Origin of the sequence: Bacillus sp. FJAT-27001, assembly GCF_019039175.1 — a bacterium.
Taxonomy (GTDB): domain Bacteria; phylum Bacillota; class Bacilli; order Bacillales; family Bacillaceae; genus Bacillus; species Bacillus velezensis.
Map to the genome: position 1 here is coordinate 852079 of NZ_JAHOAA010000001.1, position 15879 is coordinate 867957.

A 15879-nucleotide genomic window follows, 5' to 3' on the forward strand; every position below is an offset into this window, starting at 1 on the left:
GTGACCGTGACACATGAAATATTCATACAGGTTTGATAAGGATCCATTTGGTGATATAAAAATAGTTTTACCAGAAGAAATCAGTCTTTTCTCTGACTTCATTGAAAATATTACAACAATAGAACAAACTGATGAGTATATAGAATACATCCAGAATGTTTTAAATGGGATACATGAGGATTTTGAAATTGATTTAAATGGGATAAGTGTATTGATAAAAAAAGATGTTACCGATGTTGAAAACCCTTTTTTAATCGATGACCCTTATAAAAACTCAATAGAAACAGACCAATTTAAAGAGTTGTTATTAATATGGAGAAATAAAATTCCTGAGATATTCAAAGATTAAGTACATTCATTATTCTACGCGGTGAAATTTGGTTCTTAACCTTTATTGAGCCGGAATTCAAATTTCCCACAGGACCAAAATATGAAAGCCTTTCTCATAAGAGATCGGCTTTCTATAGTGCGTGAAATTTGAGTAACATGTCAGACATCACTTGCCGAAAAGGTCGGAAAGTATATTTTTCTGTTCTGAGTGATCCAAAAAACATTAGTAAAATAAAAAAAGGGCTCTCCAATCCTGATAGTAGACCTCCTAATGCCTTAAACAAGTTACAGAACAAATAAAACAACACATTGAATCCCTCAAGATAAAAGAATAGGATAGACTGTCTTCAGTCCGTAGAAATAGAAAATCACATCGAGATTGCGCGTAGTCTTCCGTAAAGTACGTTCCTTTTTGACGCGTTTTCCTGTTCTATTTGCGGACATATTACCGCCTCCATTCGGTTAAGTCACCGAAATAAAAACCGCTACCTTGTCGTTGGTAGGACCGCTACCCTGCGCCTTAATACGCCTAAGTCATCGACCAAGTCAACGCAATAAAAAACGGCTAGAAACGTTGATATAACGCCTCTAACCGCCGTGGATGATTCCGACTGGGCTCGAACCAGCGACCTCTACCCTGTCAAGGTAGCGCTCTCCCAGCTGAGCTACGGAATCATGATATGTATGTGTTGCTGGGTATGTTGTTGTCTCTCTGACATTTATAATTATATATCCTGATTTCTCATTCGTCAACACTTTTTTTATCTAAAATAAAAAAAGGGCGCGTCGCAAAATTGACGGCGCCCTTTTCGTTTATGATCTCACTTGGGCAGGGGTTATTTTTTTCAATGCCTGTTCGAAGTCCCGCTCTAAATCTTCGGCGTTTTCGACTCCGACGCTCAAGCGCAGAAGGCCGTCTGTGATGCCGCGTTTCTCCCTCTCTGCTTTCGGCATGGCGGCATGCGACATGGCTGCAGGGTATGAGAGAATGGATTCGACGGCGCCGAGGCTGACGGCAAATACCGGAAGCGATACGTTTTCGACCAGCTTTTTGACGGCTTCTTTGCTTTCCAATTCAAAGGACAGGACGGCGCCCGCTCCGCTCGCTTGACGTTTATGGGTATCGGCTCCCGGGTGTCCGGCAAGGCCGGGATAGTAAACGTTTTTGATGGCGGGATGCCCGTCAAAATAGGCAGCCAGCCGCTCAGCCGTCCGGCTCGCTTTTTCCAGTCTGACCTGCAATGTTTTTAAGCCTCTCAATACGAGCCAGCAGTCCTGAACGCCGAGCACCGCTCCAAATGAATTTTGCAGCTTATACAGCTGATTGCCGAGCTCTTCATCTTTTACGGCGGCAAGGCCTGACAGCACGTCACTGTGGCCGCTTAAAAATTTCGTCGCGCTGTGAAGCACGATATCTACGCCGAGATCAAGCGGACGCTGCAGAGCAGGCGTCATGAAAGTATTGTCAAGGTATGTCAGACAGCCGTGATCCTTTGCCAGTTTGACGACGCCCTTAATATCCGTGATGCCGAGCGTCGGATTTGACGGTGTTTCCATATAGATGGCTTTCGTGTTCGGGCGGATGGCGCGGGCGACCGCTTCTGTGTCCGTCATATCGACAAAGGTATGTTCAATTCCGAAACGGGACAGAACCTCAGTCACCATGCGGAATGTTCCGCCGTACACATCCTCCGTGACGAGGACATGGTCGCCTTGGGATAAGAGCAGAAACGCCGTCGAAATCGCCGCCATTCCCGAGCTGAAAGCAAAGCCTCTCGTTCCGCCTTCAAGACCTGCGATCGTTTCTTCAAGCGCTGTTCTTGTCGGTGTGCCTGAGCGGCTGTAGTCATATGTCCCGAATTCTTCAAATGAAGACTGATGGAATGTGGAAGCATGCTGGATCGGGACGCTGACGGCTCCGGTGGCTCCGTCTGTTTTAAATGGATTGTGCACGAGCTGGGTTTCCAGCGTCCAATTGTGATTACTCATATGACACGGCCCCCTCTTTTACTTGCTGTAATGCCTGCTTTACATCCCGCTTCAAATCTTCTGCATGTTCAATGCCCACTGAAAATCTCAGCAGACGGTTGCAGACGCCGTTTGCGATACGGATGTCTTCTGGAATATCCATGTGCGTCTGTGTCGCGGGGTACGTAATAAAGCTTTCCAACCCGCCGAGACTTTCTGCGAAACAGATCGTTTTCAGCGCCTTTAAAAACGGATTGACCCATTCCTCTTTTTGCAGCCGGAAAGACAGCATCCCGCCTTTTCCGGGATATAACACATCGGCGATTTCTTCTTCCTGTTCTAAAAATTCCGCAAGTTCACGGGCGTTTTCTTCATGACGGCGCATTCTGAGTCCGAGTGTTTTCATCCCTCTCATTAAAAGCCACGAATCAAACGGCGAAAGAACCGCGCCGATCGCATTTTGGTGATTAAACATGATCTCGCCGAGCTCTTCATCCTTTACGACAGCAAGACCGGCAAGGAGATCATTGTGCCCGCCTAAATATTTTGTGGCGCTGTGAATGACGATGTCCGCTCCCAGTTCAAGCGGGCGCTGTAGCACCGGGGTATAAAACGTATTATCCACAATCAAAAGCAGGCCGGCTTCTTTCGTAATCCGGGCGATTTTTTCAATGTCCGCCTCCTGCATTAACGGGTTTGTCGGTGTTTCAACAAATACCGCTTTCGTGTTTTCCGTTATTTTGGAGCGTAAACAGTCTTCATCGCTGAAATCATCGTAAATAAAGCTTAAGCCGTATTTTCTCCATTCGTTTTCAAACAAACGGTACGTGCCTCCGTATAAATCGGAGGATACAATCAATTCATCCCCGCTTTTAAATAAAGCCATAATCGTTTGAATGGCTGCCATTCCCGAGCTGAAAGCAAAGCCTCTCGCACCGTTTTCCAACACGGCGATAGCGTCTTCAACGAGCTGGCGTGTCGGGTTTTTCGTACGCACATAATCAAAGCCTGTAGATTCTCCAATTCCTCTATGTCGGTAAGCGGTGGACAGATAAATCGGCGGACTGACCGTTCCCGTTGCTTCTTCGCTTCTATTTCCGATTTGGGCTAATTTTGTATCAACATGCTGCGTCATCAGTAAGCACCATCCTTTTCAAAAATAAAAAAGCCCCCTCTTCATAAGAAGAAGGAGCTTTTCTCTTCCTCTTATCTTCCAAGCATGTGAATCGCTTGCTGGATTTAGCACCTTGGCACTTTGCCTTCCCGCGGCAAAGCAAACCGGTTGCTGAGGTTTCAAAGGGCCAGTCCCTCCACCTCTCGTGATAAGAATATTGTTTTGTATTTTCTGATTGTTCTATATTAACGCACTATAAAATGAATTTCAATAACTTTTTATTTATCTGAACTCTCGCAAGAAGTGCATCTGAAGAAAGAAATTTCTAATAATTCATGGTACAATAGGAAAAAACCATCAAGTCAAGAAGCGGCCTGGAGGAATGCGAAGTGGCATCAAAAAACGGAATCATTCATGAGAAAAAACTTTTCTCCCATGAGCTTGAAGAGGAAATGACCGTTTTGGTCTACCTGCCCGCCACCTTCTCCCCCCTGTATAAATATCATACGGTCATCGCTCAGGACGGCCATGATTATTTCAGATTAGGGAGAATCGGGCGGCAGGCGGAAGAGCTTATGTCAAAAGGGGAAATTGACCGCTGCATCATTATCGGCGTCCCTTATAAAAATGTGCGGGAGCGAAGAAACACATACCATCCAGAAGGGTCTAAGTTCGCCTCATATAAGCGATTCATCGCAAATGAGCTCGTTCCTTTTATCGACAAAGAATACCCGACTTATCAAGTCGGATACGGCCGCACCATGATCGGGGATTCCCTCGGCGGAACCGTTTCGCTCATGACGGCGATTGACTATCCGAACATGTTTGGAAACGTCATCATGCAGTCTCCGTATGTTGACGGGCACGTGCTGGATGCCGTCCGGCAGTCGGAGGATCTCAAACAGATTTCCGTTTATCATCAAATCGGAGAAAAAGAAACCGGCGTTCACACGACAGACGGCCAGGTTCTTGATTTCACCGCGCCGAACGAAGAGCTCAAACAGCTGCTGGAAAGCAAACAGTCTGAATACACGTATGAAACCTTCGACGGGGATCATAAATGGACCTACTGGCAGCCGCTCATCACGCCGGCGCTGAAAAAAATGCTGTAACCATTCATTTAAGGAGGGAACTTTCATGAAATACGGTATTGTTTTATTTCCATCAAAAAAATTACAGGATCTCGCAAATTCGTACCGGAAACGCTACGACCCTAGCTACGCGCTCATTCCTCCGCACCTGACGCTAAGAGATCCGTTTGAAGCGACAGAACAGGAAATCGAGCAGGTCGTATCACAACTGAGACAGACGGCGAAAGAGTCGCATCCGCTCGTTCTGAAAATCACAAAATACAGCTCGTTTTCTCCTGTGAATAATGTGATATATATGAAAGCAGAGCCGACGGAGGAATTAAAATCTCTGAGTGAGAAATGCTACTCAGGAGCATTATCCGGCGAGCCGGAATACAGCTTCGTTCCGCATGTCACGGTCGGCCAGAAGCTGTCGTCAGATGAACATTCCGACGTACTCGGACAGCTGAAAATGCTGGACATTTCTCACGAAGAAGTCATCGACCGTTTTCACTTGCTCTATCAGCTGGATAACGGCTCATGGACTGTGTATGAAACATTTTTATTAGGCGGAGGAGAATAACTGCTTGGAATCCATCATCGCAAAAACTGAAAAACAGCTAAACGACGCTTTTTTCGTCAGAAAAGAGGTCTTTGTTAAAGAACAGCACGTTCCGGAAGAAGAAGAGATTGATCAATTCGAAGACACGTCAGAGCATATAGTCATATATGACGGCGGCCAGCCGGTCGGAGCCGGCAGATGGCGCTTGAAAGACGGGCATGGAAAATTAGAGCGCATCTGCGTGATGAAAAGCCATCGTTCTTTAGGCGTCGGAGCCATCATTATGCAGGCGCTTGAAAAAGCGGCGGCAGCCAAAGGCTCCGACAGCTTTATCTTACATGCGCAGACGCAGGCGGTTCCGTTTTACGAAAAACAAGGATACCGCGTCACATCCGGCGAAGAATTTCTCGATGCGGGCATCCCCCATCTGGAAATGATAAAGGAACACAAACGATAAAATCAAAAGCACTCCTGTTGATATGGCAGGAGTGCTTTTTTTATGAAAATAATACTATTTCATGAATTTTATTGCATTTTATGGAAGGTTAATGTATGTTTAGTATGCGAAGTATTACAATTCATACAAAAAGTACAATTCATATTTCGGAGGGATAAACATGACGGCACCAAAAGGAAAACACATTTTCGGGACTGTTAAAGTGGGTACAAAAGGACAGATTGTCATTCCTAAAGAAGCAAGAGATGTTTTCGATATAAATCCGGGGGATTCACTGCTTATGCTCGGGGATGACCAGCAAGGTATCGCACTTGTTAAACAAGAACTCTTTTTCGAGTTTGCAAAAGATATTTTAAACGCTAAGCAAATCGATGAAGATAGCGAGGATGAGTAAATGCACGCGATTGAGCTGAAGCAATTAACGAAACATTATAAAGAAACCGCCGCCGTTGACCGTCTTGAGTTCTCAGTTGAGAAAGGGGAATTTTTCGCTTTACTCGGTGAGAACGGAGCCGGAAAAACGACATTAATCAGTATGCTTTGCGGACTCCTTTCTCCGGATGACGGTGATGCATCAGTGCTTGGACACAGTATTTTGACTGATTTGGATAAAATAAAACCGAAATTGAATATGTCCCCGCAGGAAACAGCCATCGCTCCTCATCTAACCGTACGGGAAAACTTAGAGTTTATAGCCGGAGTCTACGGAATTCCGAAAAAAGAAGCAAAAAAAAGAACAGATGAGATGCTCGAATTGTTTCAATTAAAAGAGAAAGAAAGAGCAAAAACAAAAACATTATCAGGAGGAATGCAGCGCCGCCTCAGCATCGCAATGGGAATGATCACCAAGCCGGATATTTATTTCTTAGATGAGCCGACATTAGGGCTTGACGTCCGTTCACGCCGCGAGTTGTGGAAAAATCTTGAGGCATTAAAGGGTGACATGACGATTATTTTAACGACACACTATTTAGAAGAGGCTGAAGCCCTGGCAGATCGTATTTGCATTTTAGAAAATGGGACTTTAAAAGCACTGGGTACGGCGGAGGCTCTGAAAAAGCAAACTCATTCAGCTACATTTGAAGATGCCTTTTTAGCGATTTGTGACGGGGAGGCGGGTCTTTATGCTTGATTTCGCCATTCGCAACCGCAAAGAAATTTTTCGTGACCCCCTGTCTATTATCCTTGGAATCGCACTGCCTGTTATTCTATTGTTTCTGTTTACGGCGATTGAAAAAAATGCGCCGCTTGATACCTTTAAAATTCAGCACTTAGCACCCGGACTCATTGTTTTCGGTTTCGCTTTCCTTACGATGTTCTCTGCATTGCTGATCGCAAAAGACAAACAGACCGCCCTTTTGACCCGTTTGTTTGCTTCCCCTTTAAAAACAGCCGATTATGTCATCGGTTATGCAATGCCGATGCTGCCGTTAGCCATTTTACAAATCGTCATTTGTTTTATCGCAGCAGCGGCTGCCGGTTTATCCGCCGAGTGGATGAATCTTCTCGCAGGTATCGCTGTCTTGCTGCCGATTGCGATGATGTCCGTTTTCTTCGGTTTATGTTTAGGGGCTGTGTTTACGGACAAACAAATTTCAGGTATCGGAACGATTTATATTACACTCGTGCAATTTCTGGGCGGGGCCTGGATGGAGGTGAGCCTGCTCGGTGACACATTCAAACATATCGCTTATGCCTTACCGTTTGTTCACTCGATCGAACTGGCCCAGGAAGTCATATCCGGAGATTATTCTTCCTTTCATCAGCATATTTGGCCGATAGCGGGATATACCGTTTTGGCGCTTGCACTTGCTTTCCTCAGTTTTATGAAAATCAGGAAGAGATAAAAAAAGCCGGCACTCCGTAATGGGAGCGCCGGTCTTCTTTATTACGTTTCTTTCAGAAGGCTTATCGTATGCGGCAGCAGACGGTCATCCCCCGGACTGCCATGGCCCGGAACGACAATGCTGATGTCCTGATATCTTTTCATGACTTTGCGGACGGCGCGCGGCCACTGATCCGGATAAAAACCCGGAGTAGGTACGATTTCCTTTGTTTCTAAAGCCTTGATTAAGCATCCGCCGAATAAGAGCTTCTCCTCAGGCAGCCAGACGGTCATATTGTCTTCCGTATGACCTTTTCCCGGATAAAACGTTTCAATTTTCATATCGCCAAACTGCAGCTTTGTCACGTTTTTCAAATCTCCGAGCGGCCGGTCATATCCTTGCTGTCGGGCCAAGTCGGCGGTCAGCTTCGTGCTGTGCACCTTTACACCGTATGTATACAGGGTGTTCAGCCCGCCGATACGATCGTCATGAGCGTGTGTCACAATGGCATCGGTCATCCTTTTGCCGGGAAACCGCTGTTTTATTTGTGTCATTAACTGCTCTGTGAGACTGTCATTCCACGGAGTGTCAATCAGTACGATTCCTTTGGAAGTCTCAAGAAGCAATCCGTTCGCAGGGACGGGACTTCCGTCTGCCGTACCGGTGCTTGTATGCATCCAGACATGCGGCGCCAGCTGTGTGAGAGTGACATCTTTTGCTGCGGAGCTCTCCGCCGCGTCTGCCGGTTTCATTCCGGCAGTAAAGAGGCCGAATAGAAATAACCCCGCAATTAATAATGAAAGCTTTCTCAAATTGAATCATTCCTTTCCGCATCTTTCATATATACGACTCAAAAAAGCCCGGATATATCCGGGCTTTTTCACACGTATTGATTTATCAACCGGCCTTTTCCCATGATTTGCGGCAGACGGGAAAGAGAGCGCTTACGTTTTTCCTCATGTACTTTCTTTTCTGCGGCTGCGGTGTTTTCCTGGCGGCGCTCCACCTCTCTGTACACCCTGTCATTGGCAAGGGCGGCCGCTTTCGTAATGCCGGCATAATCAGACTTATAACCCGCTGCCCGGTTTGCGTATTGAGAATACTGCTGGTTTTGAATCCGTCCTGCATAAATCATATGTACCCCTCCCCCCTTCGCTTTCATTTCCCTTAATCTTACTTTTTGAAACGCTGTTCTTTTGTTATGATATTCTTTGTCTATCAAATGGATGAACACCTTTTAATGGGAGGACCCCTTTTTGAAATGCGCCCGACTGAATAACCGAACGATACATTTACATACATATTCTAGAGAACATTACCAATTCCTTTTTGAAGAAGCTCAGAAAGGAAATATTTTTTGCGCACATTGTGAGCAGCCCGTCTTGATGCGGCTTTCGATTTTAGAGCAGCCGGCATTTTATCACCGGCAAAAGGGAGACTTCACCGCCTGTGAAAAAGCATGCGCGGCCGAGGCACCACAAGCGGAGAAAGAAAAAGAAGAGTATAAGGAAGCCGGCATGTTCCGCCTGCCGAAAGGAAAAGCGATTTCAGAGAATCCGAAACCGATCGTCTCAGAATGGAAAAGCCCGAAAAAAGTGCCTGCGGCCGAACCGTTTTCACCAACATCCGAGGCGGCTGATACATCTTTGTTCCCCGGCATCGGCCTGAACCGTGAACAGATGAAGGCAGTTACTGAAACGGACGGGCCTTTATTAGTGCTTGCCGGAGCGGGAAGCGGAAAAACAAGGGTGCTGACAGCACGCGCCGCCCATATGATTGAACACCTCGGCATTTCACCTGAAAATATGCTGCTTGTGACCTTTACGACAAAAGCCGTCGCCGAAATGAAAGAGCGGATGGCGAATGAGTACGGTCTGGCAGCCGGAAAAGTCTCCCGTCTCGTGACCGGAACATTCCACAGTTTTTTCTATAAAATACTCTGTCATTATGATTCTTCAAAATGGAACGGCAGCCAGCTTTTAAAAATGGAGTGGCAAAAAGAGCAATATGTGAAAAAGGCGCTCTATGAAGAAAACTTGGATGAAAAAGAGTTTCCCGTCGACCAGGCGCTTCAGCTTATCGGCTGCTGGAAAAACACGTATCTACCCCATGAGACCATTCCGCTTGCGGACGACTGGGAGAAAAAAGTGTACAGGCTCTACGAACATTACGAACGGCAGAAGCAGGAAAAACGGCAATTTGATTTTGATGACATGGCCCAAGGCTGTTATGAACTGTTTCAAAGCCGGCCTGATATTCTCGCGCAGTACCAAAACAGATTTTCTCATATTTTGATTGATGAATTTCAAGATATCAATCCTGTCCAGTACAACATTATGCAAATGATCGCAAGCCCAGAGAATAACCTGTGCTGCGTGGGTGATGACGACCAATCCATTTATGCGTTCCGCGGCAGCAGCCCGTCTTTCATTTTAGATTTTCAGAAAGATTATCCGGCAGCAAAGACCATTTACTTAACGGCAAATTACCGATCGCCGCATCCGATCGTCTCTAGCGCTCATGCCGTCGTAAAGAAAAATAAAAAACGGTATGAAAAAACACTTTCTGCCGTCAAAAACGGCGTTCACAATCCCGTGATGTTTTTTCCTTACGATGAAGAAGAAGAAGCGACCATGATCGTTTCGGATATGAAAGAGAAGATTCAAAACGGGGCGAGTCCTGACGATTTTGCCGTGCTTTACCGGACAAACAGCGCCGGACGGGCCATTTATGAAAGACTGCATCAATCATCGATTCCCTATCATGCCGACAGGGGCGTCCAGACGTTCTACAGCCGCAGAATCGTACGCCAGATCCTCGCCTACTTATATGCGAGTCAGAATGAAGATGATCCGGATGCGGTGAAAGACCTGCTGCCCGCCTTATTTTTAAAGCAATCCGCCCTGCAAACGTTAAAGGCGCTGTCAATTACGGAAGATTGCACGATGATTAAGGCACTGACGAAACTGCCTGACCTGAAGCCTTTTCAAATAGGGAAGATCAAGCAGATCGTTCCGTTTTTCGCAAGCATCCGGACAATGAAGCCGGTTGAAGCCATCACCTTTGCAGAAAGCAAAATGGGTTTTTCCGAGTATTTAAAAAAACGGGGCAATGAGGGAAACAAACTGGAAAAAGGCTCTGATGATCTCAGGGATGTCAAAGTGGCCGCCAAAAAATTCAAAACGATTCCCGATTTTCTTGCGCATGTCGATCATATGCGCGCCGCTGAGAATCTGAAAACCGATGAAAACGGCGTCGAACTGCTGACCATTCACCGTTCTAAAGGTCTTGAATTCAATACGGTCTATATTTTAGGCGCGGCTGACGGCTCGATCCCCCATGACTTCGCGCTTGAGACGGCGAGACAGGGCGATCCCGCTCCGCTCGAAGAAGAAAGACGGCTTCTGTATGTCGCAATGACAAGGGCCATGCAGCATTTATATGTATCTTGTCCCGCGTACAGGCGGGGAAAAACAGCGCGCAGCTCAAGATTTCTCGAGCCCCTTCTTCGGACGGACAGACGGAGCGCACTCAGGATATAAAGAACCCGGCAGATCACTGCCGGGTTCTTCTCACATAAAAAGGCCTTTTTAGCAAGGCCGGCTGACGCCTATTTATTGTTCAGCATTTTAGAAATGGTGCCAAAATCAAGTTTCTCTTTACCGCTTGTAATAGATTGAACGATTTTGTCTTCCAATTCTTTCGGAACACGCTTGTTAGCCAGCTGGGACACCTTCTGAATGACGCCTCTCACCGTGTTTTCATCTTTGAAATTGGCATTTTGCAATGATCCTGCAAGGTTCATGACATCCTTCATGCTGACGCCTGTTTTCTTCTCAATATTTTTGAAAAATTGATTATCCATGGTGTGCCTCCTTTTGTGGAGTAATACGATATTGTATGAATAAAGAGCGGAACATGTGCCCGTAAGACAAGGAAAAAATTCCGAGTGCCCCGTCTCTATACTCCTTCATACATCAGGGAAGCACGGGACTGAACGGTCCCGCGCTTATCCAAGGTCTTGCTAAGGTTTAGCCAAAAAAGGATGCACCGACAATGATCAGAAGGATGAACAATACGACAACAAGAACAAATGTTGAGCCGTATCCGCCTCCGACATAGCCGCCTCCGTATCCGCCGCAGCCGCCGTAACCGCCGTAGCCGCCGCCGAATCCGCCATATCCGAATCCCATATTTAAGCACCTCCTTTACTCTGTATACTCTATGTGAGCCGACTTGTTTGGCTTGGATAAATGCATAGGGCCGGTGCGGATTTCATTTCATTTTATTGAGAATGCTCATTTTTCTTCAGTTTTGCTTCTGTCTCGGCGGCAAACACATCTATCCATTCCTCAAAGCGCGATCCCGCTTCATCAAACTCAGAGAGCTGTTTTTCAATAGATAAGATATAGTTGTCATGCTCCCGCTGATTTTGATTGTGCCGGCGGTATTTACCGTTTATGAATGATTCAAATATATTCATAACATCTCCTCCTCCTATGGTCTATGCCGAACAGGGGCCGGCGTTCGGCAAAAAACAAAAAAACCGGAAGTTCCGGTTTTTTAGAAAACGGCTATTTCGGTTTTTTCTTTTGCCCGCAGCCGCAGCCTTTTTTCTTAATTTTTTTTTCGTAAGGCTGATGCTCAGTTGATTTGTATGGAGAGTGTTGGGAAGGTTTGCTTGATTGACTCATGGTGATCCTTCCTTTCCTTATGTCATATATGCCAGTTTATGCCGAAGGTGACGGTAAGTTGCTGGTGGAACCGCCTTATTCCTGCAGAAGACGAGAAACCGCAGCTTCAATGATCCCGGCTGCGCCGGCTATGGCTAACAGTAAAATCAGCCATTGCGCGGTCTCGGGTATCACAATCTGCACGGCAATTAAAAAGGCGGCACACCATACGCCCGTACACCAGTAGCAGCTGAGAAGTTCACCGATAAATGCCCTGATCCCTTTGCCTTTTATGACAATGTAGGTTTCTGTCGTGCCGTCGGGTGCGGTTTCTGTTTTTTCCTCGTGAAAAAGGCTCCGAAGCGGCGCCATAATAGTGTCAAATACGAAAAGCCTGGCCAGCCGGAAAACGGCAAACGATAACAGAATAAATGAAAGCCAATTGATAACCACCTGTTCACTCCTTTTCAAAACTTGACCTCTTTATACATATGCGAAAACCCTGATCTTCATGAATCGCACCTTGTCCGGTAAAAAAATAGGTGCGGTTTAGTTGTTTTTCTTATTCCGCTCGGCGTTTCATTTGCATTATATAGAGTATGAATGAGAAAGGAGTGAAGGTTATGTCGTTTGAAGAAAAAGTCGAAACACTGCAACCGCAAATATTCGAACAATTATCTAACGAATTCGAGCAGAAGATCGAAGTGATTGATTGCGAAAATGTCACAATAGATACAACACATATAACGGCTGCTCTTTCTATACAAGCTTCAGTTACTGCGGCGATTATCCTCGCGACACAGCTCGTGATCGCAGATGAAGACACAGCCGATCAAATGGCAACCGAACTGCTGATCCTCGAGGATTGCCAAATAAAAAAGCGAACCCTCATTCAAGTCATTAACAGCCGCAATATTAAAATCACACTGACAGCAGACGATATCATGGCCTTTGTACAAACTTTGTTTCAGCTATTAAATATACTTTTTGCTGAACTAGACATCCTTTAACTCTTTCTTTTCAAATTTTTAAAATAGAGGTGAGAACAAATGGCAGATAACGAAAAATTCAAAGAAGAACTCGCAAATCTACCAGAAGTGGATCCGCTTTTAAAAGTGCTTGTCAGCAATGTCTTCAAAAAACACGGCGTGACAAAAGATAAAATGCGGGAAATACCTGATGAAGAAAAAGAAATGCTGATCGCATTAGTGAAAGACATGCAGGCGAAATCAGAAGCTTTTCTTGAAAGCCAGAAACAGAAAAAAGAGCAGAAAGCGCAAGAACAGCAGACAAAGCAGCAAACCCGCAGAGAACAATTAATCGAACAGCTCCGGCAAAGACGCCAAAATCCCGGTCAATAACTAAAAATAGTGATTTTTATCAGGATAGATGCCTGAGTCAAAGTAAGGGGCCGGCTCATTTAATATTAGTAAAAGAAAAGGAGGAATAGATATGGAAAGCAGACCATACTCTTGGGTTGCACTTGATCCTGAATGCGAACATCCGCGAGAAGAAAAAGAAGAAAAAGAAGGCAGAAGATGTAATGTTTGCTGTAACGGACACGGGTTCGGCGAAGATAATGCCTTCATCGACCAAGACCTGGCACAGGCGAATCTCAACAAACAAGTTTCTGAAGAAGCGATTATTATCAGAGATTCTTGTGATATTAACGTGACATCGACAGATATTCAGGCAGTCACTTCAGTCATGACAGCGATTAATGCAGCAGTCGTAACGGCCACTCTCACTTCAATCGCTGACGGAGTCATCGCTGAATTGGTCGCACAAGACTTATTGCAGCTAACAGCTAACAAACAAATCAACCGTCAAAAACTGCTCATCGAAAACTCCCGCGGCGTAAACGTGACAACAGTAGATGCCGATATCGCAACATTGATCTCAACAGCAACAAATACACTGATTGCCATCTTAGTCATCACCCTCGTCCTCTAAAAAGAAAAAGCAGAGCTAAAAATGCTCTGCTTTTTCTTATTTTCTCCGCATATGATGAATATATAGACGTTCACCCACACCAAGTGAGGCTCGCGTACATATGTTGTTAAAGACAAAAGTCAAATACCCTAAAAGAAGGAGCTGAAATCCATGAGCTGCGGAAAACACCATGGCCGAGATGAAAGTTGTGTATGCGATGCAGTCGAGAAGATTTTAGCAGAACAAGAGGCTGTTGAAGAACAATGCCCGACTGGATGCTATACGAATCTTTTGAGCCCGACGATTGCAGGTAAAGACACCATTCCGTTTCTCGTATTTGATAAAAAAGGCGGATTGTTCTCCACATTCGGGAACGTCGGAGGATTTGCGGATGACAGCCAGTGCTTTGAGTCCATTTTCTTTCGTGTAGAAAGACTATGCGATTGCTGCGCGACGCTTTCAGTATTGCGCCCCGTAGATGTGCACGGCGACACCCTCAGCGTCTGCCATCCTTGTGATCCTGATTTCTTCGGTTTAGAAAAAACAGAATTTTGCATTGAAGTTGATCTGAGCTGCTTCAGCGCCATTCAGTGCCTTTCACCGGAGCTTGTTAACCGGCCTGCGCCGCACAAAGAGAAAAAGCATCACGGATAGTCATTGATTCGCATCTTTCCTAAAGAAGAATCCCCTTCCAACCTTCTATTACAGATGCAATCATCAGCCCGCCCGGACTTCCGGGCGGCTGACTCTCCGCTATCGTTTAAACCGGTACCATTTAAAACGTGAAGTCAGGAGGGATATTATGAGCAAGCATACAACATACTGTGTGCGTGAAGCGGTAGAAAATATTGAAGACCTGCAAAATGCGGTTGAAGAAGATTGCCCGACAGGCTGTTATTCTAACCTTTTATCTCCGGCTTATACATTAGGCGATACAGTGCCGTTCGCCATCTTCACCTCAAAATCGAAACCGTTCACCGCATTCGGAAACGTCGGCGAGCTGGATAACGGTCCGTGCTTTAATACCGTTTTTTTCAGAGTTGAAAGGGTCTGTGACGGCTGTGCCACATTAAGCCTGCTTATTGCTTTTGACGAGCATAAGCACATTCTTGATTTTACAGATAAAGACTCTCTCTGCGATGTATTCCGTTTAGAAAAAACGAACTATTGCGTTGAAGTCGATCTCCATAGCTTCTGCGCCATCAATTGCCTGAACCCGAGACTGATCAACCGCACACATTCTTAAATCAAAAAGCATAAAAATAAGCTGCCGGATGAAAGAATTCAGGCAGCTTTTTGTATGGTTAAAATCCAAGCGGATGCAGCGAGGTAATATCGTCTATTGCGAGTTCTGCCGGCGCTCCGTTGCTTGTCGTCCGCAGGAAGATCGCATTATTTTTTCTGCCGACGATTACGCCTCTGTAGGTTTTCCCGTTGGCTTCTATCAGACAAAGGGTCCGCGGCATATTATGCGGCAGCTTCGTTAAGAAATCAATTTTTTCAAGAATGGACATTCTGCTCATCGGCTTTTTCACGCGCTTTGGCGGAACCTTTTCCTCTGGGGCGGCATTGTGAACCGCTTCAGGCTCTTTTTCAGCGGCATCAGGCTCTTTTTTAGCGGCGTCAGGCTTGGCAGTGTCCTGCTCCGCTTGCGCCGGAACTTCTTGAACGGCTTCTTCTGCGCGGCTGTGCTGTTCAGGTACTTGCTTTTCTGGCTCGACAGCCACTGCTCCTTCAGGCTGAGTTTGACATTCTTCCTCCCGCTTTCCATGCATCGGCTCTTCTTCCGGCGGCTGAGGCGCTTTCCTTTTTTTGATTAATATGTCCTGCATTGATGATTGCGTGTCTGAATAATCCGCCTGAACAATATACATGAGCGGTTTTTTTTCCGCGTTTCTGTTTTGTTTTGACATCTTCATCCCTCCGATTCTGTCATGTTTTATTTAT

Annotated in this window: 22 protein-coding genes, 1 tRNA gene and 1 riboswitch; of the genes, 13 read left to right on the forward strand and 10 right to left on the reverse strand. The window is 45.7% G+C overall.

Going from position 1 to position 15879, the window contains the following annotated elements; all coding sequences use genetic code 11:
* The first annotated feature begins 13 nt into the window (after positions 1–13).
* Entirely contained in the window at positions 14–349 is a 336-nt protein-coding gene (locus BGM27_RS03470; protein ID WP_007409072.1) for a hypothetical protein, read from the forward strand.
* Positions 350–932: 583 nt separating this feature from the next.
* Here the strand turns inward: BGM27_RS03470 and BGM27_RS03475 are convergent.
* The 3 genes from BGM27_RS03475 to BGM27_RS03485 form a co-directional block, all read right to left on the reverse strand.
* Positions 933–1005: transfer RNA gene (locus BGM27_RS03475), tRNA-Val, on the reverse strand.
* Between the two features lie 138 nt (positions 1006–1143).
* Positions 1144–2319 carry a cystathionine beta-lyase gene (gene metC, locus BGM27_RS03480; protein ID WP_007409073.1) on the reverse strand — a complete coding sequence of 392 codons (1176 nt, stop codon included), beginning with the start codon at positions 2317–2319 and terminating at the stop codon, positions 1144–1146.
* Positions 2312–3433, reverse strand: coding sequence for a methionine biosynthesis PLP-dependent protein (locus BGM27_RS03485; RefSeq protein ID WP_007409074.1), 1122 nt, complete (start codon positions 3431–3433; stop codon positions 2312–2314). Before BGM27_RS03485 ends, metC begins: the two co-directional genes overlap by 8 nt.
* Positions 3434–3501: 68 nt before the next feature.
* Positions 3502–3627: riboswitch (SAM riboswitch) on the reverse strand.
* A 174-nt stretch (positions 3628–3801) separates the two neighbouring features.
* Here BGM27_RS03485 and BGM27_RS03490 point away from each other — a divergent pair.
* The 6 genes from BGM27_RS03490 (at position 3802) to BGM27_RS03515 (ending at position 7348) form a co-directional block, all read left to right on the forward strand.
* A complete protein-coding gene (locus BGM27_RS03490; protein WP_007409075.1) occupies positions 3802–4524 on the forward strand; it encodes an esterase family protein in 723 nt (240 codons plus the stop codon).
* A 25-nt stretch (positions 4525–4549) separates the two neighbouring features.
* Positions 4550–5065, forward strand: a complete 516-nt coding sequence (locus BGM27_RS03495; protein ID WP_007409076.1) for a YjcG family protein — start codon at positions 4550–4552, stop codon at positions 5063–5065.
* A 4-nt stretch (positions 5066–5069) separates the two neighbouring features.
* A complete protein-coding gene (locus BGM27_RS03500) occupies positions 5070–5501 on the forward strand; it encodes a GNAT family N-acetyltransferase (protein ID WP_007409077.1) in 432 nt (143 codons plus the stop codon).
* Positions 5502–5661: 160 nt separating this feature from the next.
* Entirely contained in the window at positions 5662–5895 is a 234-nt protein-coding gene (locus tag BGM27_RS03505; protein WP_007409078.1) for an AbrB/MazE/SpoVT family DNA-binding domain-containing protein, read from the forward strand.
* Positions 5896–6633 (forward strand): ABC transporter ATP-binding protein, encoded by a 738-nt coding sequence (locus BGM27_RS03510; RefSeq protein ID WP_007409079.1) that lies wholly within the window; start codon positions 5896–5898, stop codon positions 6631–6633.
* Positions 6626–7348 carry an ABC transporter permease gene (locus tag BGM27_RS03515; protein WP_007409080.1) on the forward strand — a complete coding sequence of 241 codons (723 nt, stop codon included), beginning with the start codon at positions 6626–6628 and terminating at the stop codon, positions 7346–7348. Before BGM27_RS03510 ends, BGM27_RS03515 begins: the two co-directional genes overlap by 8 nt.
* 41 nt (positions 7349–7389) lie before the next feature.
* Here the strand turns inward: BGM27_RS03515 and bla are convergent, their stop codons facing one another.
* Entirely contained in the window at positions 7390–8139 is a 750-nt protein-coding gene (gene bla / locus BGM27_RS03520; RefSeq protein ID WP_007409081.1) for a subclass B1 metallo-beta-lactamase, read from the reverse strand.
* Between the two features lie 68 nt (positions 8140–8207).
* Complete coding sequence (locus BGM27_RS03525; RefSeq protein WP_007409082.1) at positions 8208–8462, reverse strand: hypothetical protein; 255 nt, start codon at positions 8460–8462, stop codon at positions 8208–8210.
* A gap of 121 nt (positions 8463–8583) precedes the next feature.
* On the opposite strand from BGM27_RS03525, the gene BGM27_RS03530 reads away from it, so the two are divergent.
* Complete coding sequence (locus tag BGM27_RS03530) at positions 8584–10869, forward strand: ATP-dependent helicase (protein WP_007409083.1); 2286 nt, start codon at positions 8584–8586, stop codon at positions 10867–10869.
* 68 nt (positions 10870–10937) lie between these two features.
* Here the strand turns inward: BGM27_RS03530 and spoVIF are convergent, their stop codons facing one another.
* The 4 genes from spoVIF to BGM27_RS03550 all read right to left on the reverse strand — a co-directional run bounded on the left by spoVIF (position 10938) and on the right by BGM27_RS03550 (position 12453).
* The gene (gene spoVIF / locus BGM27_RS03535) at positions 10938–11192 is read right to left on the reverse strand and encodes a sporulation-specific transcription regulator SpoVIF (RefSeq protein ID WP_003154986.1); all 255 of its coding nucleotides are present in this window, start codon (positions 11190–11192) and stop codon (positions 10938–10940) included.
* A 166-nt stretch (positions 11193–11358) separates the two neighbouring features.
* Complete coding sequence (locus tag BGM27_RS03540; protein WP_007610678.1) at positions 11359–11520, reverse strand: YjcZ family sporulation protein; 162 nt, start codon at positions 11518–11520, stop codon at positions 11359–11361.
* A gap of 92 nt (positions 11521–11612) precedes the next feature.
* Complete coding sequence (locus BGM27_RS03545) at positions 11613–11810, reverse strand: hypothetical protein (RefSeq protein ID WP_003154990.1); 198 nt, start codon at positions 11808–11810, stop codon at positions 11613–11615.
* Between the two features lie 286 nt (positions 11811–12096).
* A complete protein-coding gene (locus BGM27_RS03550) occupies positions 12097–12453 on the reverse strand; it encodes a DUF1360 domain-containing protein (protein WP_007409086.1) in 357 nt (118 codons plus the stop codon).
* A 170-nt stretch (positions 12454–12623) separates the two neighbouring features.
* On the opposite strand from BGM27_RS03550, the gene BGM27_RS03555 reads away from it, so the two are divergent.
* The 5 genes from BGM27_RS03555 (at position 12624) to cotZ (ending at position 15178) form a co-directional block, all read left to right on the forward strand.
* Complete coding sequence (locus tag BGM27_RS03555) at positions 12624–13010, forward strand: spore coat protein (protein ID WP_007409087.1); 387 nt, start codon at positions 12624–12626, stop codon at positions 13008–13010.
* Positions 13011–13049: 39 nt separating this feature from the next.
* Entirely contained in the window at positions 13050–13361 is a 312-nt protein-coding gene (locus BGM27_RS03560) for a hypothetical protein (protein ID WP_007409088.1), read from the forward strand.
* Between the two features lie 91 nt (positions 13362–13452).
* On the forward strand, positions 13453–13953 hold the full coding sequence (gene cotX, locus BGM27_RS03565) for a spore coat protein CotX (RefSeq protein WP_007409089.1): 501 nt from the start codon (positions 13453–13455) through the stop codon (positions 13951–13953).
* A 150-nt stretch (positions 13954–14103) separates the two neighbouring features.
* Positions 14104–14586: a spore coat protein CotY gene (gene cotY / locus BGM27_RS03570; RefSeq protein ID WP_007409090.1), complete on the forward strand. Its 483-nt coding sequence runs from the start codon at positions 14104–14106 to the stop codon at positions 14584–14586.
* A 148-nt stretch (positions 14587–14734) separates the two neighbouring features.
* Positions 14735–15178, forward strand: coding sequence for a spore coat protein CotZ (cotZ, locus tag BGM27_RS03575; protein WP_007409091.1), 444 nt, complete (start codon positions 14735–14737; stop codon positions 15176–15178).
* Positions 15179–15236: 58 nt separating this feature from the next.
* On the opposite strand, the gene BGM27_RS03580 is transcribed toward cotZ, so the two are convergent.
* Positions 15237–15845 carry a CotO family spore coat protein gene (locus BGM27_RS03580; protein WP_007409092.1) on the reverse strand — a complete coding sequence of 203 codons (609 nt, stop codon included), beginning with the start codon at positions 15843–15845 and terminating at the stop codon, positions 15237–15239.
* Positions 15846–15879: the final 34 nt, after the last annotated feature.